The following is a 23646-nucleotide window of genomic DNA, read 5'->3' on the forward strand; positions in this document are numbered from 1 at the left end:
ACGTGTCCTTCAGCCGATCCGGTCCGCCAAGGCCCTCAGCAACTCAACGACCCCCTCCGGGCCGTCCACCACCACGTCCGCCCGGTCCCTGAGTTCCGTCACCTCGTCGCTGCCGCTGCACACCAGCAGGCCCGGGGTGCCGGTCGTGCGGAGGGTGTCCACGGCGGTGTAGGCGGGCAGGTCGCCGAGGTCGTCGCCGGCGTAGAGGACGGAGCCGGCGGCGATCTCCCGGGCGAACTCGCTCAGGGCGACGCCCTTGTCCATGCCGGGTGGGCGCAGTTCGAGGACCATGCGGCCGGGCTCGACGATCAGGCCGTGCCGGGTCGCCAGGTCCGTGAGCGGCTCGCGCAGGGCCTCGAAGGCGGCCTGCGGGTCGGCGGCCCGGCGGGTGTGCACCGCCACCGCCCGGCCCTTGTCCTCCACCCAGGTCCCGCTCCCTTCGAGCAGCCCGGGCAGCTCGGCGCGGACGGCGCCGACGCCGGGGTGCGGGTCGGGTGCGGTGACCTTGCCGCTGCGGGCGTCCCACCGCTCGGCGCCGTAGTGCCCGAGGACGACCAGGTGCTCGAGGCCCGGCACGTCCGCGAAGCCGCCGTTGCGCACGGCGACCTCGGCGGGCCGGCCGGTGATCACGGCGATGGCGGCGACCTTCGGGGCGAGCGAGGTCAGCGCGGGGAGTGCCTCGGGGTGGGCCCGGGCCCGCTCAGGGTCGGCGACGATCGGCGCGAGCGTCCCGTCGAAATCCAGGGCGATCAGGGCCTTGCCGGGCTGCGCGAGGAGAGCGGCGAGTCCGTCCTGCCCGGCAGGCGTGGCAGGGGTTGGGAGGGTGCCTGCGTCGGGGGCGTACGGCGGGGCCGCCGCGTCGGGCCGGGGCAGGCCGCCCTGCCCGCGCCGCGCGGTCGATGAGTCGTTGGCCGGGCCCCGGCCCGACGCGCCCCTCTGGCTGCTCATCCGGTTCTCAGCCCCTCAGCGCGTCGAGCTGGTCCAGGAACCACTGGGCCGGTGGCAGGGCCGTCGCCGCCGCGGCCAGGCGCTTGGTGCGTTCGGCGCGTTCCTCCGGGCGCATCGACAGCGCCTCGTGCAGGGCCGTCGCCGTGCCCGTCACGTCGTAGGGGTTCACCGTGATCGCGTCCTCGCCCAGCTCCTCGTGCGCCCCGGCCTCCCGCGACAGCACCAGCGCGCAGCCCCCGTCGGAGACGACCGGGACCTCCTTGGCGACGAGGTTCATGCCGTCGCGGATGGGGTTGACGAGGGCCACGTCGGCCAGCCGGTAGGCGGCGAGCGAGCGGGCGAAGTCGTCCTTGACGTGCAGGACGACCGGCTTCCAGCCCGGCGTGCCGTACTCGGCGTTGATCTCGTCGGCGAGCCGCTGCACCTCGGCCGTGTAGTCCCGGTACACCGCGAGGTCCTGCCGGGAGGGGTAGGCGAAGGCGACGTGCACCACCTGCTCGCGCCACTCGGCGTGCGCCTCCAGCAGCCGCCGGTAGGCCAGCAGGCCGCGCACGATGTTCTTGGACAGCTCGGTGCGGTCCACCCGGACGATGGTGCGGCGGCCCTCGCCGATCTCCTGCCGCAGCGCGGCCATCCGCTCCTCGACGTCCGGCTCGTGGGCCCGCCCCCGCAGGAAGTCCGCGTCGGCGCCGAGGCCGTGCACCCCGACCCTGGTGCCGCCGAGCCCGCCCGCGAACCGCTCGGCGCAGGCGGTGAACGCCTCCGCCCACCGCTCGGTGAGGAAGCCCAGCCGGTCCGCGCCGAGCATGCCGCGCAGCACCTGCCCGGCCACGTCGTCCGGCAGCATCCGGAAGTACTCCGGCGGCGCCCACGGCGTGTGCGAGAAATGCCCGATACGCAGGTCGGGCCGCAGCTCGCGGAGCATGCCCGGCACCAGCGTCAGGTGGTAGTCCTGCACCACGACCGCCGCGCCCTGCCCGGCCTCCTCGGCCAGTGCCTCGGCGAACGCCCGGTTGTACGCCTCGTAGGACGCCCACTGCCGCCGGAACTCCGTGTCGAAGACGGGCTCCAGCGGCGTCTGGTAGAGCATGTGGTGCACGAACCACAGGACCGAGTTGGCGATGCCGTTGTACGCGTCGGCGTGCACGTCGGCCGGGATGTCCAGCATCCGCACGCCGTCCTCGCCGACGCCCCGCCGCACCGCCTCCCGGTCGCCGTCGGAGAGCGCCGAGCACACCCACAGCGCGTCCGCGTCCGAGCCGATCGCGGAGAGCCCGGAGACCAGCCCGCCGCCGCCCCGCTTGGCGTCCAGCGAACCGTCCTCGCCCACCGTGTACGAGACCGGGCCACGGTTGGAGGCCACCAGCACCTGTGCAGCACCGTACGTCGAAGCCATAAACCTCAACCTAGCCCGGCCCCCGAACGCTCAAACGTGCGGATCTGCCGCGCCCGGCCGAAAACGGCCCCGGTCAGGCCGCCTTCCGCGCCTGGTACTCGGCGATCTCCACCATCGGCGGACGCTCCTCGGTGTCCACGGAGTACGTCCGCGGCTCGAAGCCGTCCGCCCCCCGCTCGAACTGGGTCAGGGACGGCCGGATCAGATGCCCGCGCGCCAGCCGCAACTGGGCCGTGCGGTAGATCGCGGCGGCCATCCGGCCCAGCGCCTGCCCGTCCTGGTGCCGGTGCTTGCGCACCCCCACGTCCACCTGGGCGAGGGCGTCCAGGCCCGCCAGGTGCAGGGCGTCCACCAGCATGCCCAGCTCCACGCCGTACCCGACCGGGAACGGCAGCTGCTCCAGCAGCGAGCGGCGGGCCGCGTACTCGCCGCCGAGCGGCTGCACGAAGCCGGCCAGCTGCGGCCAGTGCATGTTGAGCAGCGGGCGCGCCATCAGCTCGGTGACCCGGCCGCCCTGCCCGGCTGCGCCGGCGAGCGGGCGGTCGTACATGGCCTTCACCAGGTCCACGTCCGGGTCCGTGAGCAGCGGGCCCACGATCCCCGAGACGAAGTCGGACGAGAAGTCCCTCAGGTCCGCGTCGACGAAGCAGACGATGTCCCCGCGGGTGACGAGCAACGAACGCCACAGCACCTCGCCCTTGCCGGGCACGGCGGGCAGCCGCGGGAGTATCCCGTCCCGGTGCACCACCCGCGCGCCCGCGGCGGCGGCCACCTCGGACGTACGGTCGGTCGACCCCGAGTCGACGACGACCAGCTCGTCGACGAGCGGGACCTGCCGCATCAGATCATGACGGATGACGGAGGCGATGTCGCCGACCGTCGCCTCCTCGTTGAGCGCGGGCAGCACGACACTGACCGTCTGGCCCGTGCGCTGCTTGGCGGCGAGAATCTGGTGGAGCGGGCGCTCGTTCGCGGACCAGGAACGGGTGCTCAGCCAGCGTTCGACTTCTTCCAGCACCGTGGCGGCTCCTTTGCGTGCTCTCTGCGGGACGGACTGCCCGCCGCGGTAGCGGCTGACGGGTACAGTCATCTCGCGGTTCGGACGACTGTCTCAACTGTCCTGGTCGTCGGTTACAGTCTTGAACAAGGCGGATGACCATCGCATGTCCGGGGTCACCCGCCGCCTACAACCACATACAGCTCATCCAGAGGGGCAGAGGGAAACGGCCCGATGAAGCCCCGGCAACCCTCCAGTCGGTACTCGTAGGTCACTGGCGACCACACGCGCGAGGCTCCCGGCTCGGGAAGGTGCCAAATCCGTCTCACGGCGAGATGCGTCGTGAGGAAGATGAGGAGAAAGGGCCTCGCCTCACATGGCTGCGCAGACTGTTGCAAGCACCACTGAATCCACCGTAGACCTCGGCCCCGCCGCAGCGCTCAGCTGCCGCGAGTGCGGCCACCGCGTACCCCTCGGCCCGGTCTTCGCGTGCCAGGAGTGTTTCGGCCCGCTGGAGATCGCCTACGACTTCTCGGCCTACGAAACCGAAGAGCTCCGCAAGCGCATCGAAGCGGGCCCCGCGAACATCTGGCGCTACGCCCCGCTGCTGCCCGTCCCCGCCGACGTGGCGGACAAGCCGAACATCAACCCGGGCTGGACCGCGCTGGTCAAGGCCGACAACCTCGCGCGCGAGCTGGGTGTCGACGCCGGCAAGCTGTTCGTGAAGGACGACTCCGGCAACCCGACGCACTCCTTCAAGGACCGCGTCGTCGCCCAGGCCCTGGAGGCCGCCCGCGCCTTCGGCTTCACCACGCTCTCCTGCTCCTCCACCGGCAACCTCGCCGGTGCGGTGGGCGCCGCCGCGGCCCGCGCCGGCTTCCGCTCCTGCGTGTTCATCCCGCACGACCTGGAGCAGGGCAAGGTCGTCATGGCCGCGATCTACGGCGGCGAGCTCGTCGGCATCGAGGGCAACTACGACGACGTGAACCGCTTCTGCTCCGAGCTGATCGGCGACCCGGCCGGTGAGGGCTGGGGCTTCGTCAACGTCAACCTGCGGCCGTACTACGCGGAGGGTTCCAAGACCCTGGCGTACGAGATCTGTGAGCAGCTCGGCTGGCAGCTGCCGGACCAGCTCGTGGTGCCGATCGCCTCCGGCTCGCAGCTCACGAAGATCGACAAGGGCCTGCAGGAGCTGATCAAGCTCGGTCTGGTCGAGGACAAGCCGTACAAGATCTTCGGTGCGCAGGCGCTCGGCTGTTCGCCGGTGTCCACGGCGTTCAAGGCCGGGCACGACGTGGTGCGTCCGCAGAAGCCGGACACCATCGCCAAGTCCCTCGCCATCGGCAACCCGGCGGACGGGCCGTACGTGCTGGACATCGCGCGGCGGACCGGTGGTGCGGTGGAGGACGTGACGGACGAGCAGGTCGTCGAGGCGATCAAGCTGCTGGCGCGGACCGAGGGTGTGTTCGCGGAGACCGCCGGTGGGGTGACGGTCGGCGTGACGAAGAAGCTGCTGGAGAACGGGCTGCTGGACCCGTCGAAGTCGATTGTCGTGCTGAACACGGGTGACGGTCTGAAGACGCTGGATGCGGTGGCTGGGACTGGGCTCACCGCGACGATCCGTCCCAACCTTGATTCGTTCCGTGAGGCTGGGCTCGTCTGATCGTTGTCGCCTGCGGGCCGGTGGGGGCTAATCGCGCAGTTCCCCGCGCCCCTAAAAGCAGGTCTGCTACCCAACCGGAGGTATTGAAGTCATGAGCGTCACCGTTCGCATCCCCACCATCCTGCGTACCTACACCGGCGGGCAGGCCGAGGTCGCCGCCGAGGGCGCGAACCTCGGCGAGGTCATCGCCGACCTGGAGAAGAACCACACCGGGATCGCCGCCCGCGTGCTGGACGACCAGGGCAAGCTGCGGCGGTTCGTCAACGTCTACGTCAACGACGACGACGTGCGGTTCGAGCAGGGTCTTGAGACGGCGACGCCGGACGGTGCCGGTGTGTCGATCATTCCCGCCGTCGCCGGCGGCTGAACCGGTCGACCGGCTTGATTGTTACCTTCGGTAACGACAGTCACTGAGAGTTTATCGAATTGCCCCCTCCGTGAGAGAAGCGGAGGGGGCAATTCTGTGTGGTTGAGCGGGGTACAGTTGGGGAACACGGTCCCGATTCCCTGATCGGAACCCTGAATTCCCGCTACGAGCCCGACAAGATGTAGCCAAAGTGTGTACGTCTTTTGCGGCTTTTGTTCCCTTTGTGTGGCCCGACTTGCCCTGAATTCGGGCGAATTCTCCCCACATTCCGGACCCTGCGCGTCCAGAATTCTCGTCCGATTGACCTGTTGCAGACGGCAGTTGGACAGATACATTCAGCCGCGGTCGACGCGTTCCGGCGCACGCCCCCAACCGTGGGGGGTGAGGTCTGACCCGGGTTCACGAAGTGTGGATCTGTGCAAGGGCCAGTAATAGGGGAGTTAGGCATGGCTCAGGGCACCGTCAAGTGGTTCAACGCGGAGAAGGGGTACGGCTTCATCGCGGTCGACGGTGGTGCGGATGTTTTCGTCCACTACAGCGCGATTCAGATGGACGGCTACCGCACCCTTGAAGAGGGCCAGCGGGTCGAGTTCGAGATCTCGCAGGGCCAGAAGGGACCGCAGGCCGACATGGTTCGCGTCGCTGCCTGAACGCGCACCACGACCAACGCTCACGCGACCGGTCTTCTCAGAAGGGCCCGTACCCCCCGGGGTGCGGGCCCTTCGGCCTGTTCGAACGGCCCGCGGGGCGGTGTTCGCGGGCGGCTGACGCCCCTGCCCGATCCCCGGGAGGCGCTTGCACTCGCAGGGGTCGAGTGCTAATCATTGCGTTAGCACTCTGAAGGTGAGAGTGACAACGTAAGGACCGGGTCGGTGAGGCCCGCAGGCCAAGTGGGGGAAGGAACCCACGAGGCAAGCGAGCCGTCCGTCGCGGGCGCGGGCGCGGTCCGAAGTAATCACCCCCAGTCCTGGAGGGACCACTTCACATGGCCAAGATCATCGCGTTCGACGAGGAGGCGCGGCGCGGCCTCGAGCGCGGCATGAACCAGCTCGCGGACGCCGTCAAGGTGACGCTCGGCCCCAAGGGCCGCAACGTCGTCCTCGAGAAGAAGTGGGGCGCGCCCACGATCACCAACGATGGTGTCTCCATCGCCAAGGAGATCGAGCTCGAGGACCCGTACGAGAAGATCGGCGCCGAGCTGGTCAAGGAAGTCGCCAAGAAGACGGACGACGTCGCCGGTGACGGTACGACCACCGCGACCGTTCTCGCCCAGGCCCTGGTCAAGGAGGGTCTGCGCAACGTAGCCGCCGGCGCCAACCCGATGGCCCTCAAGCGCGGTATCGAGCGTGCCGTCGAGGCCGTCTCCGCCGCCCTGCTGGAGCAGGCGAAGGACGTCGAGACCAAGGAGCAGATCGCCTCCACGGCCTCCATCTCCGCCGCCGACACCCAGATCGGCGAGCTCATCGCCGAGGCCATGGACAAGGTCGGCAAGGAAGGCGTCATCACCGTCGAGGAGTCCCAGACCTTCGGTCTGGAGCTGGAGCTCACCGAGGGTATGCGCTTCGACAAGGGCTACATCTCGGCGTACTTCGCCACCGACATGGAGCGTATGGAGGCCGTCCTCGACGACCCGTACATCCTGATCGCCAACTCGAAGATCAGCAACGTCAAGGACCTGCTGCCGCTCCTCGAGAAGGTCATGCAGTCGGGCAAGCCGCTGCTGATCATCGCCGAGGACGTCGAGGGCGAGGCCCTGTCGACCCTGGTCGTCAACAAGATCCGCGGCACCTTCAAGTCCGTCGCCGTCAAGGCTCCGGGCTTCGGCGACCGCCGCAAGGCGATGCTGCAGGACATCGGCATCCTCACCGGCGGCGAGGTGATCTCCGAGGAGGTCGGCCTCAAGCTGGAGAACGCCACGATCGACCTGCTGGGCAAGGCCCGCAAGGTCGTCATCACCAAGGACGAGACCACCATCGTCGACGGTGCCGGCTCCGCCGACCAGGTCGCCGGCCGGGTCAACCAGATCCGCGCCGAGATCGAGAACAGCGACTCGGACTACGACCGCGAGAAGCTGCAGGAGCGCCTGGCGAAGCTCGCCGGCGGTGTCGCGGTCATCAAGGCCGGTGCCGCCACCGAGGTGGAGCTCAAGGAGCGCAAGCACCGCATCGAGGACGCCGTGCGCAACGCCAAGGCGGCCGTCGAGGAGGGCATCGTCGCCGGTGGTGGCGTGGCCCTGCTCCAGGCCTCCTCGGTCTTCGAGAAGCTGGACCTGGAGGGTGACGAGCAGACCGGCGCCAACGCCGTGAAGCTGGCCCTGGAGGCCCCGCTCAAGCAGATCGCCGTCAACGGTGGTCTCGAGGGTGGCGTCATCGTCGAGAAGGTGCGCAACCTGCCCGTCGGTCACGGCCTGAACGCCGCGACCGGTGAGTACGTCGACATGATCGCCGAGGGCATCATCGACCCGGCGAAGGTGACCCGCTCTGCCCTGCAGAACGCCGCGTCGATCGCCGCGCTGTTCCTCACCACCGAGGCCGTCATCGCCGACAAGCCGGAGAAGGCCGCCGCGCCCGCCGGCGGCGGCATGCCGGGCGGTGACATGGACTTCTGATCGACCCCAGGGTTGATCAACGTCCTTACCGAGGGCGGCACCTCCTGTTCCGGCAGGAGGTGCCGCCCTCGGGCGTGTCCGGGACACCTGCTGGGCGGGTGGCCGGGATCACAGTGGGGCCGGGATGGCGGGGCGGGACCGGATGGTTGAAGGTTAGGTCCGTCCTATGCGCATGCACATACCTCCCGGTATCCGAAAGTGAGCCCCCACGTGACTGTCGCCGCCTCCGCTTCCCGCGCCGCCGAAATCCTGTCCCGGCCCGTAACGCTGGGCGGCCTGACCGTTCCGAACCGGATCGCGATGGCGCCTATGACCCGCATGTTCTCCCCGGGCGGCGTGCCCGGCGAGGACGTCGTGTCGTACTACGCGCGCCGCGCCGCCGCCGGAGTCGGCCTGATCGTCACCGAGGGCACCTATGTCGGCCACGAGTCGGCCGGGCAGAGCGACAGCGTGCCGCGGTTCCACGGCGACGAGCAGCTCGCGGGCTGGGCGAAGGTCGCCGAGGCGGTGCACGCCGCGGGCGGCACGATCGTGCCGCAGCTGTGGCACATCGGCATGGTCCGCAACCAGGGCGAGCCCCCGTTCGCCGACGCCCCGGCCGTCGGCCCCTCCGGCCTGCGCATCGGCGGCGACGAGCCCACCGGCAAGGCCATGACGCAGGCCGACATCGACGCCGTGATCGGCGCGTTCGCCGAGGCCGCGGCCGCCGCCGAGCGCATCGGCTTCGACGGTGTCGAACTCCACGGCGCCCACGGCTACCTGCTCGACCAGTTCCTCTGGGAGGGCACCAACCGCCGCACCGACGCCTACGGCGGCGACCGGGTCGCCCGCGCCAAGCTCTCGGAGGAGATCGTCGCGGCCGTCCGCGAGAACGTCTCCGCCGACTTCCCCGTCATCTTCCGCTACTCCCAGTGGAAGCAGGAGGCCTACCGCGCCCGCCTCGCCGAGACGCCGGAGGAGCTGGAGTCCATCCTCGCCCCGCTGGCCGCCGCCGGTGTCGACGCCTTCCACGCCTCCACCCGCCGCTACTGGGTCCCCGAGTTCGACGACTCGGACCTCAACCTGGCCGGCTGGACCAAGAAGCTCACCGGCAAGCCCACCATCACCGTCGGCTCGGTCGGCCTGGACGGTACCGACTTCCTCAAGTCCTTCCAGGGCCAGGGCGCCGAAGTCGGTGACCTCGACAACCTCCTCGACCGCTTCGAGCGCGACGAGTTCGACATGGTCGCCGTCGGCCGCGCCCTGCTCCAGGACCCCGAGTGGGCCCGCAAGGTGCTCGACGGCCGCTTCGAGGAGCTGGCCCCCTACAACCCGGCGGCGCTGAAGACCCTCAGCTGACCTCCCTCGCCAGAGAGTCTGGATCTGCTTGCGTCAGTCAAGGACACTGACCGAGCGCCTGTTCACCGGCACCGAGTGAGGAGATCCAGATGACGACGACCGAGTCCCGCCCGCCGCACGACGGTTCCGCAGGGCAGCCCGGACCGGTGGTGCGCACCACCGCCGGTGCGGTCCGGGGCCGAAGGGAGGCGGGGCTCGCGGTCTTCCGCGGCATTCCGTTCGCCGAGCCGCCGGTGGGCGAGGCCCGCTTCCAGGCGCCTCGCCCCGCCCGGCCCTGGGATGGCATACGGGAGGCCCACGCCTTCGGCCCGCCGCCCCCGCAGGACCTCGGCAGCCTGGGCGGCCCGGGCCTGCTCGACCTTCCCGAGGGTGACGAGTGGCTCACGGTCAACGTCTGGACGCCCGAGCCCGACCCGGCGGCCCGACGGCCGGTGATGGTGTGGATCCACGGCGGCGCCTACAAGCTCGGCCACTCCGGCAGCCCCGGCTACGACGCCCGGCACATCGCCGCCGACGGCGACCTGGTGGTCGTGTCCCTCAACTACCGCCTGGGCATGGAGGGCTTCGCCCACATCGAGGGAGCCCCCGCCAACCGGGGCCTGCTCGACCAGGTGGCCGCGCTGGAGTGGGTGCGGGACAACGTCGAGGCGTTCGGCGGCGACCCCGACCAGGTCACGGTCTTCGGCGAGTCGGCGGGCGCCGGTTCGATCGCCGCGCTGCTCTCCATGCCGCGTGCGACCGGACTGTTCCGCCGGGCGATCGCGCAGAGCGTGCCGGGGACGTTCTTCTCCGACGCCCTGGCCCGCGACATCGGCACGGCCCTCGCCGCGGAGCTGGGCCTGCGTCCCACGGTCGCCGACCTGTCGACGATCGCCCCGCGCAAGCTGACCTCGGCGGGTGAGACGCTCGGCCCGAAGATGCCCCAGCACATCGACCGCTGGGGCCAGGCGGCGCCGACGGTCACACCGTTCTCGCCGGTGGTCGACGGCGAGGTGCTGCCGACGAGCCCGTGGCAGGCGCTGAGGTCGGGCTCCGCGAAGGACGTCGAGCTGCTCGTCGGTCACAACCGCGACGAGTACCGCCTCTTCATCGCCATGGCGGGCCAACTCGGCCGGATGTCCGACGAGAGGGTGACTTCGGCCCTGCGCCTGTTCGCCCCCGGACCCGACGGCGAACAGGCCTACCGCGCGGCCTTCCCCGAGGCCTCACCGAGCGAGCTGTACGAACGCGTCCAGACGGACTGGCTGTTCAGCATGCCTTCCCTGCACCTGGCCGAGGCGCAGCGTGCGGGCGGCGGACGCGCCCACGTCTGCGAACTGACCTGGCCGGCCCCGGGCAACGGCGGCGCACTCGGAGCCTGCCATGCCCTGGACATCCCGCTGCTGTTCGGCACGTACGGGGCGGACCTGGGGCTGCTGCTGTTCGCGGGCACGGAGCCGTCCGCCGAGGCGCTTTCGCTGTCGTCCCGCTTCCGCGCGTCCTGGACGTCCTTCGCGAGGACGGGCGACCCGGGCTGGCCGGCGTACGACGAGCGGCGGCTGGTGCAGGTGCTGGACGCGGAGCCGGAGGTGCGGGCGTACCCGGAGGAGGCGTCGCGGCGGCTGTGGGAGGGGTACGAGTTCCTGCCGCTGCCGCTGCTGTAGGGGCCTAGAGGTTGCCCATCGGCTCGATGTCGACCCGCACGGGTGTCCCCCACACCCGCAGCACCTCGTAGTCGGTGAACTCGTGCACCAGGCGGTACGCCATCGCGGCCCGGGGAGCCTTGCGCTGGGCGTTGATGAACAGCTCCGCCTCGCGTCGGTCCCGGCGCGGGGTGCCGCACAGCTGCCAGGCCTGGCCGTTCCACAGCTCTGCCAGCCAGCGCTGCTGGGGCTGGGGACGGTCGCCGCGCACGCCGTAGCGGGACGGCGTGGGCTCGGTCTGCGGCTGCTGCGGGGCGGGTCCGTTGAACTCGTTCCGGCGGGCTGCCCTGCGGCGCGTCTCGCACAGCAGGCACAGATCGGGGGCGGCCTCGTCGACCGGGCCGTTCGGGTGCTCGGGGCAGCGGGTAGTGGGCGCGGCGCCCGTGACACTCTCGTCCAGCAGGTCCAGGGCGCGCTTCAGGTCGGCTTTGACCTCGTGCAGTTTGCCGTCCGGGGTGTCGGCGGACAGGGCCTCCCCGTGCTCGCCGAGGAGACGGAGGGCACGGCCCAGGGCGGTGAGCTGAGCGTGGTTCATGGTGCCCATTGTCCTCAGTCGGCGTAGTCCTTGAGCTTCTCGGTGTCCAGGGTGATGTTCACGGGGGCGGGGAGCTCGACGGTGGCGCCCCAGGGGTGTCGGGAGATCTGCTGGTAGCGGCCGTCTTTCGGCTCGCTGTGGACAGTGAGTGTGTTGTTGTCGCGGTCGATGAGAAGGTAGACGGGGATGTCGGCCGCCGCGTAGCCGACGGGCTTGTCGATGCGGTCGCGCTGGTCGGTGTCGCGGTCGTGGGAGGTGATCTCCAGGGCCATCAGCGATCCGTCGGGGTTCGACCACTCGCCATCGCCTCGGAAGTGGTCCACTGGCACCAGAGTTCCGTCCGTGCGCGCGCGGCCCTTGCGGTAGGCCTCGGCCTTGACACCGGACTCGGGCACGAGATCCAGGTCAGGCCGGTGCTGCATGCACTGGCGCAGCAGCCACATGAAGATCGAGCGGTGGTTGCCGTCCGGCACAGCTTTGACCTCTACCTTTCCATTGATGTATTCGAGCCGCACCGTCTCGGGGGCTACCGCGGCAAGCTCCTCGAACTCGTCCACGTCGAGCGGGCCGTGCCGGATGCACAGGCGCCCGCCCAGGAACTCCAGCCTGTTCCGGATCTCCCTCGGAGCCCTGCTCACGAGTTCGTCGAAGTCCTCGACATCCATCTGCGGGCGGTCGGTCGTGTCTCGGGTCATGGCTTCGCCTCCTTTCCTCCATCGTGCCCCGGGCTGGTGGCGCCGGACCGTAGGAGCCGTCATGCGTGTGCCCTCTCTTGTCGTTGTCGGGACATCGCAGCGCGGATCTGGGCCGCGTGGTCGTGGACTGTGGGGGCGGACAGGGGCGCGGGGGGTTGCGCGGGGGCACGCTCGCCCCGGCAGGCGCTGCAACGTCCCCCTGGCAGGGTTTCCGGACGGCCCGGGGCGCCGCAGTTCGCGCACTCCAGGATCCGGAGGGGCGGCCGTGGGGTGGGTGGGGGCGGGAGTTTGCTGGTCAGGCGGTTGCGGACCAGGGCGGCGGGGTGGTGGACGGGCGTCGGCAGGCCGGCGGTGAGCGCACGCAGTACGTCGTCCTCCGCGGCGCCCCGTTCGAACCAGTCCGTCACGAGTGGGGCGAGGGTCGCGCAGTCCGCGTCGGAGAGGGACAGCACGGGTGCGGTGCGGCCGAGGGCGGCCAGGAGGATGTGGGCGCGGGAGCGGGTGGGGCGCGCTGACTGTCGCGGTACGTCGCCGCGGGTGAAGGTGGCCCACCAGTCGTCGTCCCGGGCGCTACGGGACCACCACGAACGGGTGATCCATCGGGAGCTGCCGTCGTCGGCCGTGATGCACTCCCGGCCTCGGCGCAGGTGCCCCGCCTGCTGGATGCGGTTGAGGGCCGTGCCGAGGGCGCACTGTCCGTACGGGAGCTGTTTGGCCAGCGTCTTCACGGAGATGTCGGCGCCGTCGGGGAGCTGGTCGAGGTACGCGGCGATGGCGGCTTCGCGGGGTGGGAGGTGGGCGAAGTCGTGGTTCGTGCGCGGGGGTTGGCCGGGGGTCGTGCGTTTGCCGTAGCCCGGGCCCGCCATGGGGTGCGCGGACGGGGAGGCAGCACTAAAGTTGGCGTCAGCCATGGGATCGACTGCTTTCGATCTCGATGGTTAAGCCCCCGCAGGTGTTGGTAGCACCGGGCGGGGGCTGTTGCTTGTCCAGGAACGGTAGAGGTAGGTGACTGTCCGTGGCAAACCGGATGCGTCGCGTCAACTCACCGGGTGGGAGGGTGGGTTGAGGCTCTCCACCCGTTCCTTGAAAAGAGAGCTCGAAGCTCGGGTCCCGAAGCTCAGGCCGTCTCGTCCTTGAGGTTTTCGACGAAAGCGGACCAGGCGGCGGCCCGGAACTCGAGCTTCGGGCCGTGGGGGGACTTGGAGTCGCGGACGGGGATGACGTCAGGGATTGCCTGGGTGACTTCCAGGCAGTTGTCGCCGGTGCCGCCGCTGTAGCTGGACTTGTACCACTCAGGCATGTTCCTCATGGTCGTAATCCTGCGTCATCGCATCGAGGAGGGCCAGGGACTTCCCAGGCGAGAGCGCCGAAGCCGTGAGGAGCTCGAAGTAGAGCCTGTAGCGCGCGACGGTGGCGGGGTCGTCCTCCAGTTGCCCGGTGTCGACCCCTTCCAGGTAGGCGAGCGGAGGGGCGTCGTCGAAGTCCATCAACCTGACGCACCCCTGCATCCCCGGGTGGGCCCCTGCGTCGAACGGCAGCACCTGAACGATGACGCGGTTCCGGCGGATTAGGCCGATGAGGTGGCGTAGAGCCCCCGCCATCACCTCCCGCCCGCCCGTCGCGCGGCGCAGTGCGGCCTCGTCAATCACCGTCCACAACAGAGGCTTTGTTGGATCGCGGAGGATCCGGGCCCGCTCCATCCGGCCCGTCACCAGCGCCTCGATGACCTCGTCTGCCGCTGAGGGCTGGTAAGCGCGGCTGACGGCTCGTGCGTAGGCGGGTGTCTGGAGCAGTCCGGGAATCAGCATCGACGTGTACTCCCTGATGGCCGCGGCCTGCGCCTCCACCTCTGCTGCTTCTGCGAAGTGCTCGCGGTACTTCGACTTCGCCGCCGCCGCACAATTCCGCTGGAAGAAATCCTCCGTCCCCAGCACCTCGTCCAACAACCGCGCGTACTCCCGCTGCAGCCTCCGCGTCCCCGCCTCCAGCTGCCCGATGAACGACCCGCTCACGAACAGCCGCTGGCCCAGTTCCTCCTGGCTCAGGCCGGCCTTCTCGCGGGCGTGGCGCAGTTCGGCGCCCAGGAGGGCTCGGGGGGAGGAGGACGGGTCGAGGTCCCTGGAACCGGGCATGGGCAACTCCCTGTCGTACGGATCGGGTTGTTGGACCGCCGTATCTGGCCAGGTTAGGGACGCGTCGGACACGCTGTGTGGCGAATCGCAAACTCAGCGTGGAGGTAGGGAAAAGTGCGCTCGACCGAAGAGATCGTGGAGTCGTTGCGGGACGCGCTCGCCGGAGTCGGGGTCGTGTTGCCGTCGCTGGATGTCGACCCGGTGACCGGCGCGAGCGACGAGCCGTTCGCGCTGGTCGATCTCGGGCGGTGCAACGTACGGACCGCCGAGCACCTGACCGACGTACTGCGCTCGTTGCCCGCGGGGGAGACGCTGCGGGCTCGCGTGCGGCAGGTCAACCGGGAGATGAAGTCACGGTGACGTAATAGCCAACGGTGGATGTACAACCATTCACCCTTCACCACCGTCGAACAGGCGTATCGCGCATACGCCGGCGTTCGCCCCACCGCACGCCACTCCGGAAATCACATCCTTTCCCCAGAGGAATCCTGTCTTATGACGTTCCGTTGGCTGTGCGGTGTCCTGCGTGTGCGCGGGAAGACCGATCTTTTGCTTGTGTTCCTGTTCGCCGCCGGTTTCGCCGCACTGCCCGTCTTCGCGTTGCTCCCGTCACTGTGGGGCTTCGCCGTCGCCTCGGCCGTGACGTACGCCGCCGACGAGGTGCTGCACACGCGCTCGCCCGCCTTCGTGCGGCGACTGGCCGCGCTGCAGCTGACCCGCACCATGCGGTTCGCCGTACGGACGGTGATGCTGCTCGCGCTGGCCGAGCGGATGGACGCGCCGGACGCGGTGCTGGTGGCCGCGCTCGCCGTGCTCGCCGCCCACTTCACCCTGGTCATCATGTTCACAGCCGTGCACCACGCCATCCGGCGGCGCCGCACGCTGCCCGTCGTGGTGCGCAACCTCGACATGAGCGGCGCGGGCATTCCGCAGTCGCCGCCCGCTCTCCTCTACCGGCGTTTCCTGCGCAGGCTGCTGCACCTGGACCTGCCCGCCCACGCGGGGCTGCTCGTGGCCCTCGCGGTGGGAGCCTGGCAGCCCGCGGGCATCGGCTTCGCGCTCACCGCAGGTCTCGCGGTCGCGGCCGTGGCGGCACTGCTGGGGCAGCTGCGCCTGGCCCGCCGGATGCCGTCGGGCGACGAGGTGATCGCCGAGGTCAACCGTCAACTCGCCGGTTACCGGCCGGAGGTGGCGCTGTACTTCAGTTTCGCGTCCGTGTCCCGGGACTTCATGTACCAGGTCAACATGTGGATCGAGACGCTGGAGCAGCTCGACCGGCGGCCGTTGATCATCCTGCGGGAGCGGGCCTCGTTCCGCTACCTCGGCCGTACGTCGATCCCGGTCGTGTGCGTGCCGAAGGCCGACGACGTGGCGCAGCTGGAGCTGCCCGAGCTGCGGGTGGTGCTCTACCCGGGCAACGCGGGCAAGAACGTGCACATGCTGCGCGTCGCCGAGGCCAAGCACGTGTTCATCGGGCACGGGGACAGCGACAAGCTCGCCAGCAGCAACCGGGTCAGCAAGGTGTACGACGAGATCTGGGTGGCCGGCCGGGCCGGGCGGGACCGCTACCAGCGGGTGCGGCACGCCATCAGCGACGAGGCGATCGTCGAGGTGGGTCGCCCGCAGCTGTCGTCGATCCGGCTGCACGCCGACCATGTGCCGGGGCCGCTGCCGACCGTGCTGTACGCGCCGACCTGGGAGGGCTGGAGCGACGACGACTGCCACACGTCGCTGATCCCGATGGGTGTGCCGCTGATCGAGAAGCTACTCGCCGAGAACGTACGGGTCCTCTACAAGCCGCATCCCCTCACCGGGAAGCGCTCACGTGCGGCGGCCGAGGCGGACCGGGCCATCCGTGAGCTGCTGCGCGCCGACGACGAGCGTCGCGACGCGCGGGAGGCCGAGGCCGCGATGGCCGTCGCCCGGCCGCGGCTCGCCGAGATCCAGGACCGGCTCGGCGAACTGTCGGGGCGGCTCACCGGCGACGACGCGCAGCAGACGCGCGAGGCTCGGGTGACCGGCCTGGAGGGGGAGGCCGAGTGGCACGAGCTGCGTGCCGCATGGCACCGGATCTTCTGGGAGAGCCGGGGCCCCGTCGGGCACCAGGTGATCACGCGGCAACTGCCCACGCTCTACGAGTGCTTCGACCAGGCCGACATCCTCATCAGCGATGTGTCGTCCGTGGTCGCGGACTTCGTGGCGAGCCTCAAGCCGTACGTGCTGACCAACGCGAACGACCTGCCCGACGAGGACTTCCGGGCGGCGTACACCACCGCAGGGGGCGCCTATCTCCTCGACCGGGACTGCGCCCGGCTGCCGGAGATCCTCGACTCGGTACGCGAGCCGCGGCACGACCCGATGGCACCCGAGCGCCGGATCCTCAAGGAGTACGTCCTCGGCCCGGACCGTCCCACCTCGATGGAGCGGTTCAACGCCGCCGTCAACGCCCTGGCCGAGAAGGCCGTCGCGGAGCAGGACGAGCGTTGCGAGGGGAAGGCAGCCGCTGGTAGCCGGGCTTTCGGGCCGACCGGGGCCGATCCGGTTCCGGTGGGCTGAGGCGCCGGCCGCTTGGATATCGTGGCGGGCGCCGACGAACGTTCGAGTGACAGGGGATCGGGACCATGAGTGCGTCCGAAACGGCGGTGGCGGCCGACGGCGCCGGAGGGGCGGGGAGTTCGCGGCCCGCCCCGTCCGGCGGACGCAAGACCTTCAGCTCCGTGCTGTGGGCCGTGCTGGTGCCCGTGCTGCTCCTCCTCGGCGCCGCCCTCGGGCAGTGGATGACCTGGGCCGGAGTCGTCGTCGCCCTGGCGGCCATCGCGGTCGCCGCCTGCGTCATCGGTGGCTCCTGGCACCGGGCCGGAGCGGCGACGCTCGTCTCCTTCGGCGGCTTCGCGCTGATGCTGTTCGCCGGGCCCGCCGCGTACGAGGCGTACATGCAGACGCTCGGAGAGCCCGTCGACGCCGTGGTGACCCAGGTGGTCGACCGGGACCAGCGGCGCGGGCCGGACATGTCCTGCACGGTCCGGGAGCTCGGCGGGAAGCGGACGACGTACGAGGTGTCCCAGCAGGAGAACTGCTTCGGCCAGGCCCGGCCCGGCGACCGCGTCGAGATCCGCGAGGACCCCCTCGGGCTGCTCGACCCCCGACTGCCCGACAGCCCCGACCAGCGGAACACCACGGAGATCACCCTCGCGGCCACCGCCGTACTGACGCTGCTCGTCGCCGGGGGCACCCTCTACGGCGGCCTGCGCCGACGGGGCTGACCGCACCGACCGGCTTGACCCTCACGCCGCGTGAGGCCGGAGGGTGGGGTGCATGAGCGACTACTCCCACGCGTTCGAGATGAGCCCCGTGCCCCCTCCCGGCCCGGACGCCGTCGTGCCGGAGCCGTTCCGCGGCATCTAGAGGATGCCCACAGCCCGGGGGCGAACCGGCTCGTGGAGCGGCACCGCGAGGTGTGCGCCTCGTACTTCCCCCTCACCCGGCAGACGCAGGTGTGTCCGGGGCGCAGGTATGAGGCCGATCCGGGGTTGGCCGCCCACCACGACGGCATCCGCCCCGGCCTCGCCTCGTGGTTCCGCCGGATCGGCGCCCCACCACCGTGACCGCATCAGGAGAAGTCCGCTTCGGTGATGCCATCGCCGTGTCCGGGCGGCCACTGCACCAACTCGATCCGATAACCGTCCGGGTCGGTGAGCCACGACGTCTTCGGGCCGTGGGGGCCGCCCGGGTGCTGGACGGGCCCCGGCTCCAGGCCGGCTTCGGCCAGCGTCTCCAGGGTGGTGGCCAGCGTGTCCACCTGGATCGCGAGGTGGTCGAAACCATTGCCCACGTCGACGCGTCCGGCGCCGGGACGGTGGGCCAGTTCGAGCGTGGCCGCCGGTTCGCCGGGGAACTTGAGAAGGACGAGGCGAGCCCCGTCGTCGCTGGTGACCCTGCCCACCTCGGCGTAGCCCAGGGCGGTGTAGAAACCGAGCGAGTGGTCCAGGTCGGTGACACGGCAGGAGACGAAGAGCGTCCTCATGCGGCGGCCTCCTGGGGACGCCGCACCCGGTAGCGCAGGTGCGTGACGTCGCGGTCCTCGAGCCGTCGGACGAGGTCGAGTTCGATGTGATCACCTCCGAGGTGGCCGAACAGCCGTCGACCTTCCCCGAGGAGCACCTGAACCAGGTGGATCTCCATCTCGTCCAGCTGGCCGGCTCGCAGAAGCGCTTGGGCCGCGCCCGCCCCGTGGACCATGACCGGGCGGTCCCCGGCGGCCTCGCGAGCCGCACGAGCGCACTCCTCGACATCGGTGACGAAGCGCGCGTGCCCGGGCGGCACGTCCCCGTCGTCCGCGCCGTGGGTCAGCACGAAGATCGGCACGCCGTCGTGATGGTCGCCCTGCCAACGCCCGGCCAGTTCGAACGTCCGACGGCCGGAGATCAGCGCGCCGGTCGCCAGCGCTTCGCGGTACACCTGTCCGCTCGGGCCGTCGGACTCCCGATCGTCGAGCCAGTTGAAGAGACGTCCACCGTTGCGTCCGAGTTCCTGGCCTGGCCGATCGTCCGGTCCGGCGATGTAGCCGTCGAGCGACATCGACATGTACAGCCGAATGGGGTTGTTCATCCTGGGTCTCCGTCCGTGCTCCGGGATGCACCGCAGAAGCGGGGGCACAGGGAAGACCCCACGCGATGGGGAAACTCATCGGCCGGATGAGCCGGCCCCGCTGTCGGCGACCGATCGCGCCCGGCGGGCGGGGGCCGTTCGAGACGGGTCATCGCGCGAGGCGGACGCGTTCAGTCGGTCGCCGCCAGTGCCGCCCGCAGGTGCCCGTCGGACTCCTCCAGCAGGCGGGCCGCCGTCGGGCCGTCCACGTCGGCCAGGATGCTCAGGATGGCGTTCTTCACCTCGCCGTCGGTGGCGGCCAGGGCGCGGTCGATCTCGTCGTCCGCCGCGCCGGTGGCGAGGGCGACGATGCGGTGGGAGCGGGCGCGGAGCTTGTCGTTGGAGGCGCGGACGTCGACCATCAGGTTCCCGTAGGTCTTGCCCAGCCGGATCATCGTGATCGTCGAGATCATGTTGAGGACGAGCTTCTGCGCCGTGCCGGACTTCAGGCGGGTGGAGCCGGTGAGCAGTTCGGGGCCCACCACGACCTCGATGCCGTGGTCGGCCGCCGCCGCGAGCGGGCTGCCGGGGTTGCAGGCGAGGCCGATGGTGAGGGAGCGGCGGGCGCGGGCGTGCTCGACCGCGCCGATGGCGTACGGGGTGCGGCCCGAGGCGGAGATGCCGACCACCGTGTCGTCGGGGGTCAGGGCGAGGGCGTCCAGGTCCGCCCGGGCCAGTTCCCGGGAGTCCTCCGCGCCCTCGACCGAGGTGACCACGGCGTCCGGGCCGCCCGCGATCAGGCCGACGACCCGGGAGGGGTCGGTGTTGAACGTGGGCGGGCACTCGGAGGCGTCCAGGATGCCCAGCCGGCCCGCCGTGCCCGCGCCCGCGTAGACCAGGCGGCCGCCCCGGGCCATGCGCCGCGCGACGGCGTCGATCGCGGCGGCGATCTGCGGCAGCCGTGCCCCGACCGCCCCGGCCACGGTGGCGTCCTCGCCGTTCATCAGCCGGGCGATGTCGAGGGTGGGCAGCCGGTCGATGTCCGCGAGCTCCGGCCGGAAGGCCTCGGTGGTCAGGGACTCCAACTCGGTCCTGAGATCACGGGGGTGGGAGGTGGAGGTCATGAACGGCTCTTTCCGTGTCTTTCCGGTGCTGGGCGGGGCGGCTGCCTCAGGAACGGTGCCGGTGGGCCAGCGCCTCGTACGACGCCGACAGCGCGGGCGCCGCCTTCTCGTACGTCCGCTGCGCCACCCCCACGAACAGGCAGTCCACCACGAGGAGCTGACCGGTCCGGGACGACATGGCCGCCGGACGCAGCTCGCTCTCCCGTGCGGTGGACGTGGTGAGGACGTGGTCGGCGTACTGCGTGACCGGGCCGTCGGGGCGGCCGGTGACCGCCACCGTCGTCGCCCCGCGCTCGAAGGCCACCCGCAGCGGCTCTATGACGTCCCCCGTCGACCCGGAGTGCGTGATGGCGATCGCGACGTCGCCCGCGCGCAGTTGCACGGCGTTGGTGACGGCCAGGTGCGGGTCGCTGTGCGCGTGCGCCATCAGCCCTATGCGCAGCAGCTTCTGCGTGAGGTCCTGCGCGACGAGGCCGGACGCCCCGACCCCGTAGACGTCGGTGCGGCGGGCGGTGGTCAGCGCGGTGACGGCCGCGGCCAGTTGGACCGTGTCGAGGCCGGCGGCCGTGTCGGCGAGGGTCTGCTGCTCGTCGTAGGCGAGCTTGGCGACCACGTCGGCGATCGGGTCGTCGACCGCGATGTCCGTCGTGATGGCCGGGGCGCGGCCCGACTGCTGCTGGGCTGCGAGGCCGGCGAGGGCCAGGCGCAGGTCCCGGTAACCCGGATAGCCCAGCAGGCGGGCGGTGCGTACGACGGTGGCCTCGCTGGTGCCGGTGAGCTCGGCGAGGCCGGTGACCGTGAGGGCCGCGCAGCCGGCCGGGTCGCTCGCGACGGCCTCGGCGACGCGCTGCATGGACCGCGTCATGGAGGGGCCCAGCGTGCGGACCTTGGCCGCGAGGGCGGCCGGGGCGGGCGGTGCGCCGCTCGCGCCGGAGGAGCCGCCACGCTCACGGGCGAAAATTTCCTTCACGTCACGGGTCACGATTGAAAGATATTTTCGGGACGGCGACGGGGTCAAGAGTGCGCACAATGGGTGCATGGAACCCATCAGCCCCCTGGAGCAGGCGCTGCACGCCGCGCGCGCCCTCGTGCTGGCCGACCTCGTCGCGGGCCGCGTCGCCGACGCGGATGTCGTGTCGCTGGTCGAGGAGTCCGTCAAGGAGCGCCGATGGTGGGTCGAGCAGTGGCCCGAGGGCGCCCGGTACGTGGCCGGCCTGGTCGCGCAGGACGTCCAGGACGCGCTGCTGGAGAGGTACGGCCGCTGGCCGCTGTGCCCGGTGTGCGGCACCGGCGACCCGCACGCCCTCGACGTGGAACCGGAGTTGGGGCCCGACCCGCACTGGGTGTGCAGCGAGGCGGGCGTGAAGGTCGCCGCGGTGGGGTCGCTGGGCGAGGCCGTCGGCGGGCCGGCGTCCTCGTGAGACGTGGTGGGTACGCTGACGCCGGCGCCCTGGTGAAGCTCCTGGTGAGACCTGGTGGCGATCCTCGTGAGGCCCTCGTGGAGCTCCCGGTGAGGTCCTGGTGACGATCTACATCGACCCGCCGACCTGGCCGGGCCACGGCCGCCTGTGGTCCCACCTCGTCAGCGACGTCTCCTTCGACGAACTGCACACCTTCGCCGCCCGCCTCGGCGTGCCGCCCCGGGCCTTCGAACGCGACCACTACGACATCCCCGACCAGCGGTACGCCGACGCGGTGCGGGCGGGGGCCGTGGAGGTCAGCAGCCGCGAGGTGGTGCGGCTGCTGCACGCGGCGGGGCTGCGGCGGCCCAAGGGCCGCTATCCCTCGCGGGGTTCGCGCAGCTCGTAGGCCAGCTGCTCGGGGTCCTCGGCGACCTGGGTGAAGCCGGCCCGCGCGAGCACGTTCTGCGAGGGCAGGTTGTCCCGCTCGACGTTCGCGACCACGGTCCGCGCCTCCGGCCGGCCCAGCGCCCACTGCGACAGCGCACGCAGCGCCTCGGTGGCGTAGCCGTGGCCGCGGGCACCCTCGACCAGGTCGTAGCCGACCTCGACCCGTCCCTCCTCGTCCGGGACGCTGTGGAATCCCATGGCGCCGATCGCGCGGCCGTCCTCGCGCCGCACCAGCACGTAGGTGCCCCACTCCGGCCGGTGGACGCCGTCCTCGTACTGCTTGTACACCAGCCCGGTGCCGACCCGGGTGCCCTCCATCGGGCCGCCCTCGATCCACTCGAAGCCGCCGTCACCGACCGTGGACAGGTCGGCCGCGGCCGCCGGGGTGACGCCCTCGAGGGTGAGCCGCTCGGTGCCGATCACCGCGTTGTTGTTCCAGCGCCACTGCGTGACCGGGGCGCGGCCGGCCAGTTCCCCGCGGCCGGTGGCCCACAGCAGGGTCGGCCACGGGGTGGGCCCCGGCTGCACGTACGGGAAGATCCGTGTGAGCACGAAGTCGCACAGCTCGGGCGCCGGTTCGTACGACACGCCCAGCCCCTCGGCGATGTCGTGCGTGTGCAGCAGCACCTCGGCCACGCCCATCGCGGCGAACCCCTCGCGGTTCGCGCTGCGGAACGGGTACGGGTGGAAGGCCCGCACGTCACGCGGGGTGGTGCGGATCGTCGCGGCGAGCAGGGCGCCCGTCGTGCCGATCACCCGCAGCACGTCCGCGTTGCCGGTGTCCTCCTCCATCGAGAGCAGGAACGGCGACCACCGGTCGTGCTCCCGCCCCGCCATCTGCCCCGCGTACGCGATGAGGTTCTCGGCGATGTGCACCGCCGTCTCCCGGCAGTCCCAGTCCGACCGCCCGGCCCGCACCCCTTCCCAGTCGCGGTCGGTGACCGCCCCCAGCAGGCCGACGCACTCGTCGACGGCCTGCTCCACCTGTTCGGCACCCGTTGTCCACATGAGGGGCAGGCTACGAGGCGTCGTGGGGTGGGAGCGACAGCATTTCCAGCTCGGCGGTCAGGTTGTAGCGGGCCGTGGCCTCCCACTCGGCGGCGCCGTGCGGTGTCCTGAACAGACGGGGAAGGCCGAGCAGTTGCCGCAGGATCGCGGCGCGGCCCTCGCGGAAGGCGTCGCTGGGGACGAAGTGGTACTCCGCGCGGACGGCGGTGGTGTAGGCGGCGTACGCCGACGGGGGCGAGGCGAGGATCGCGAGGTCGGCGTCGCACAGGACCTGGCCGTCGGGGTCGTCGTCGGCGGGGTCGTGGGTGACGGTGAGCCGGACCAGGCGGGCCACCTCGGCGGTCTTCGCGTCGGGGAGGCCGGCCTCCGCGAGGGCGCGTTCGGCGAGGCGGGCCGAGCGCTCCTCGTTCTCGGAGCGGTCGGGAAGGTAGACCGCGTCGTGGAACCAGGCGGCCAGCCGGACCACGTCCGGGTCGTGCGCGTACCGCTGGAGTTCGTCGACGCGGTCGAGGACCGCCGTGAGGTGCTCGACCGTGTGGTAACGGCGCTGGGGCTCCTGCCAGCGGGCCAGCAGGTTGTCGGCGTACGGCGCGGGGTCCGGGCCGGCGGCCGGGCCCCGGGCCGCTTCCAGGGCGCGGGCGAAGCGGGTGCGCAGCGAGTCGAGATCGGCCATGGGGGTATTCTCCCGCCGAGCGGCCCCCGGCACCTAGCGTGGG

General features: G+C 71.1%; 25 protein-coding genes, 2 pseudogenes and 1 riboswitch. Of the genes and pseudogenes, 13 read left to right on the forward strand and 14 right to left on the reverse strand.

The features are described 5' to 3' along the window. Window positions 1-9: 9 nt before the first annotated feature. The 3 genes from otsB to FDO69_RS33950 form a co-directional block, all read right to left on the reverse strand. A complete protein-coding gene (gene otsB, locus FDO69_RS33940) occupies window positions 10-948 on the reverse strand; it encodes a trehalose-phosphatase (RefSeq protein ID WP_104785995.1) in 939 nt (312 codons plus the stop codon). Between the two features lie 7 nt (window positions 949-955). Further along, window positions 956-2344 (reverse strand): alpha,alpha-trehalose-phosphate synthase (UDP-forming), encoded by a 1389-nt coding sequence (locus FDO69_RS33945; protein ID WP_104785998.1) that lies wholly within the window; start codon window positions 2342-2344, stop codon window positions 956-958. A 73-nt stretch (window positions 2345-2417) separates the two neighbouring features. Beyond that, window positions 2418-3362, reverse strand: a complete 945-nt coding sequence (locus FDO69_RS33950; RefSeq protein ID WP_104786001.1) for a glucosyl-3-phosphoglycerate synthase — start codon at window positions 3360-3362, stop codon at window positions 2418-2420. Window positions 3363-3542: 180 nt separating this feature from the next. Next, window positions 3543-3699, forward strand: a riboswitch (SAM riboswitch). Window positions 3700-3717: 18 nt separating this feature from the next. Between FDO69_RS33950 and thrC the strand changes: the two genes are divergently transcribed. From thrC to FDO69_RS33980, 6 genes are all read left to right on the forward strand, one after another. Then, a complete protein-coding gene (thrC, locus tag FDO69_RS33955) occupies window positions 3718-5004 on the forward strand; it encodes a threonine synthase (RefSeq protein WP_104786004.1) in 1287 nt (428 codons plus the stop codon). Between the two features lie 91 nt (window positions 5005-5095). Then, window positions 5096-5371, forward strand: coding sequence for a MoaD/ThiS family protein (locus FDO69_RS33960; protein WP_003991133.1), 276 nt, complete (start codon window positions 5096-5098; stop codon window positions 5369-5371). Between the two features lie 446 nt (window positions 5372-5817). Further along, on the forward strand, window positions 5818-6021 hold the full coding sequence (locus FDO69_RS33965; protein ID WP_003949956.1) for a cold-shock protein: 204 nt from the start codon (window positions 5818-5820) through the stop codon (window positions 6019-6021). Window positions 6022-6356: 335 nt separating this feature from the next. Further along, entirely contained in the window at window positions 6357-7979 is a 1623-nt protein-coding gene (gene groL, locus FDO69_RS33970; protein ID WP_031103577.1) for a chaperonin GroEL, read from the forward strand. A gap of 210 nt (window positions 7980-8189) precedes the next feature. After that, on the forward strand, window positions 8190-9317 hold the full coding sequence (locus tag FDO69_RS33975) for an NADH:flavin oxidoreductase (protein WP_104786007.1): 1128 nt from the start codon (window positions 8190-8192) through the stop codon (window positions 9315-9317). 89 nt (window positions 9318-9406) lie between these two features. Next, a complete protein-coding gene (locus tag FDO69_RS33980) occupies window positions 9407-10960 on the forward strand; it encodes a carboxylesterase/lipase family protein (RefSeq protein ID WP_104786009.1) in 1554 nt (517 codons plus the stop codon). A 4-nt stretch (window positions 10961-10964) separates the two neighbouring features. Here the strand turns inward: FDO69_RS33980 and FDO69_RS33985 are convergent, their stop codons facing one another. From FDO69_RS33985 to FDO69_RS34005, 5 genes are all read right to left on the reverse strand, one after another. Further along, window positions 10965-11534, reverse strand: coding sequence for a hypothetical protein (locus tag FDO69_RS33985; RefSeq protein ID WP_104786204.1), 570 nt, complete (start codon window positions 11532-11534; stop codon window positions 10965-10967). A 14-nt stretch (window positions 11535-11548) separates the two neighbouring features. After that, complete coding sequence (locus tag FDO69_RS33990; RefSeq protein ID WP_234388211.1) at window positions 11549-12229, reverse strand: Uma2 family endonuclease; 681 nt, start codon at window positions 12227-12229, stop codon at window positions 11549-11551. A gap of 59 nt (window positions 12230-12288) precedes the next feature. Then, the gene (locus FDO69_RS33995) at window positions 12289-13095 is read right to left on the reverse strand and encodes a hypothetical protein (RefSeq protein ID WP_104786011.1); all 807 of its coding nucleotides are present in this window, start codon (window positions 13093-13095) and stop codon (window positions 12289-12291) included. Window positions 13096-13346: 251 nt separating this feature from the next. Then, the gene (locus FDO69_RS34000; RefSeq protein WP_324828167.1) at window positions 13347-13529 is read right to left on the reverse strand and encodes a DUF397 domain-containing protein; all 183 of its coding nucleotides are present in this window, start codon (window positions 13527-13529) and stop codon (window positions 13347-13349) included. After that, the gene (locus FDO69_RS34005) at window positions 13522-14361 is read right to left on the reverse strand and encodes a helix-turn-helix domain-containing protein (protein ID WP_104786016.1); all 840 of its coding nucleotides are present in this window, start codon (window positions 14359-14361) and stop codon (window positions 13522-13524) included. Before FDO69_RS34005 ends, FDO69_RS34000 begins: the two co-directional genes overlap by 8 nt. 114 nt (window positions 14362-14475) lie before the next feature. Here FDO69_RS34005 and FDO69_RS34010 point away from each other — a divergent pair, with 114 nt between their 5' ends. The 5 genes and pseudogenes from FDO69_RS34010 to FDO69_RS34030 all read left to right on the forward strand — a co-directional run. Further along, window positions 14476-14721 (forward strand): hypothetical protein, encoded by a 246-nt coding sequence (locus tag FDO69_RS34010; RefSeq protein WP_104786019.1) that lies wholly within the window; start codon window positions 14476-14478, stop codon window positions 14719-14721. A gap of 135 nt (window positions 14722-14856) precedes the next feature. Next, complete coding sequence (locus FDO69_RS34015; RefSeq protein WP_234388212.1) at window positions 14857-16917, forward strand: CDP-glycerol glycerophosphotransferase family protein; 2061 nt, start codon at window positions 14857-14859, stop codon at window positions 16915-16917. Window positions 16918-16982: 65 nt separating this feature from the next. After that, on the forward strand, window positions 16983-17624 hold the full coding sequence (locus FDO69_RS34020) for a hypothetical protein (protein WP_234388213.1): 642 nt from the start codon (window positions 16983-16985) through the stop codon (window positions 17622-17624). Between the two features lie 52 nt (window positions 17625-17676). Beyond that, window positions 17677-17763: pseudogene (locus FDO69_RS34025) on the forward strand (VOC family protein); the annotation flags it as partial. 14 nt (window positions 17764-17777) lie between these two features. Then, a pseudogene (locus tag FDO69_RS34030) lies at window positions 17778-17966 on the forward strand (TipAS antibiotic-recognition domain-containing protein); the annotation flags it as partial. 5 nt (window positions 17967-17971) lie between these two features. Here the strand turns inward: FDO69_RS34030 and FDO69_RS34035 are convergent. The 4 genes from FDO69_RS34035 to FDO69_RS34050 all read right to left on the reverse strand — a co-directional run bounded on the left by FDO69_RS34035 (window position 17972) and on the right by FDO69_RS34050 (window position 21054). Then, entirely contained in the window at window positions 17972-18385 is a 414-nt protein-coding gene (locus tag FDO69_RS34035) for a VOC family protein (protein WP_104786025.1), read from the reverse strand. Further along, window positions 18382-18969, reverse strand: coding sequence for a dihydrofolate reductase family protein (locus tag FDO69_RS34040; protein WP_104786028.1), 588 nt, complete (start codon window positions 18967-18969; stop codon window positions 18382-18384). Before FDO69_RS34040 ends, FDO69_RS34035 begins: the two co-directional genes overlap by 4 nt. 170 nt (window positions 18970-19139) lie before the next feature. Continuing rightward, entirely contained in the window at window positions 19140-20072 is a 933-nt protein-coding gene (gene murQ / locus FDO69_RS34045; RefSeq protein ID WP_104786031.1) for an N-acetylmuramic acid 6-phosphate etherase, read from the reverse strand. Between the two features lie 46 nt (window positions 20073-20118). Beyond that, a complete protein-coding gene (locus FDO69_RS34050; protein ID WP_104786034.1) occupies window positions 20119-21054 on the reverse strand; it encodes a MurR/RpiR family transcriptional regulator in 936 nt (311 codons plus the stop codon). 55 nt (window positions 21055-21109) lie between these two features. On the opposite strand from FDO69_RS34050, the gene FDO69_RS34055 reads away from it, so the two are divergent. Together FDO69_RS34055 and FDO69_RS34060 are read left to right on the forward strand one after the other, a co-directional pair. Continuing rightward, on the forward strand, window positions 21110-21493 hold the full coding sequence (locus FDO69_RS34055; protein ID WP_104786037.1) for a hypothetical protein: 384 nt from the start codon (window positions 21110-21112) through the stop codon (window positions 21491-21493). Window positions 21494-21593: 100 nt separating this feature from the next. Continuing rightward, a complete protein-coding gene (locus FDO69_RS34060) occupies window positions 21594-21881 on the forward strand; it encodes a DUF4031 domain-containing protein (protein ID WP_104786040.1) in 288 nt (95 codons plus the stop codon). Here FDO69_RS34060 and FDO69_RS34065 read toward each other — a convergent pair. Together FDO69_RS34065 and FDO69_RS34070 are read right to left on the reverse strand one after the other, a co-directional pair. After that, window positions 21851-22906 (reverse strand): GNAT family N-acetyltransferase, encoded by a 1056-nt coding sequence (locus tag FDO69_RS34065; protein WP_104786043.1) that lies wholly within the window; start codon window positions 22904-22906, stop codon window positions 21851-21853. The genes FDO69_RS34060 and FDO69_RS34065 overlap by 31 nt on opposite strands. Before the next feature lie 34 nt (window positions 22907-22940). Then, complete coding sequence (locus FDO69_RS34070) at window positions 22941-23603, reverse strand: HD domain-containing protein (RefSeq protein WP_104786046.1); 663 nt, start codon at window positions 23601-23603, stop codon at window positions 22941-22943. Window positions 23604-23646: the final 43 nt, after the last annotated feature.

It is taken from the genome of Streptomyces tibetensis (assembly GCF_007655005.1).
In the GTDB taxonomy this organism is placed as follows: domain Bacteria; phylum Actinomycetota; class Actinomycetes; order Streptomycetales; family Streptomycetaceae; genus Streptomyces; species Streptomyces tibetensis.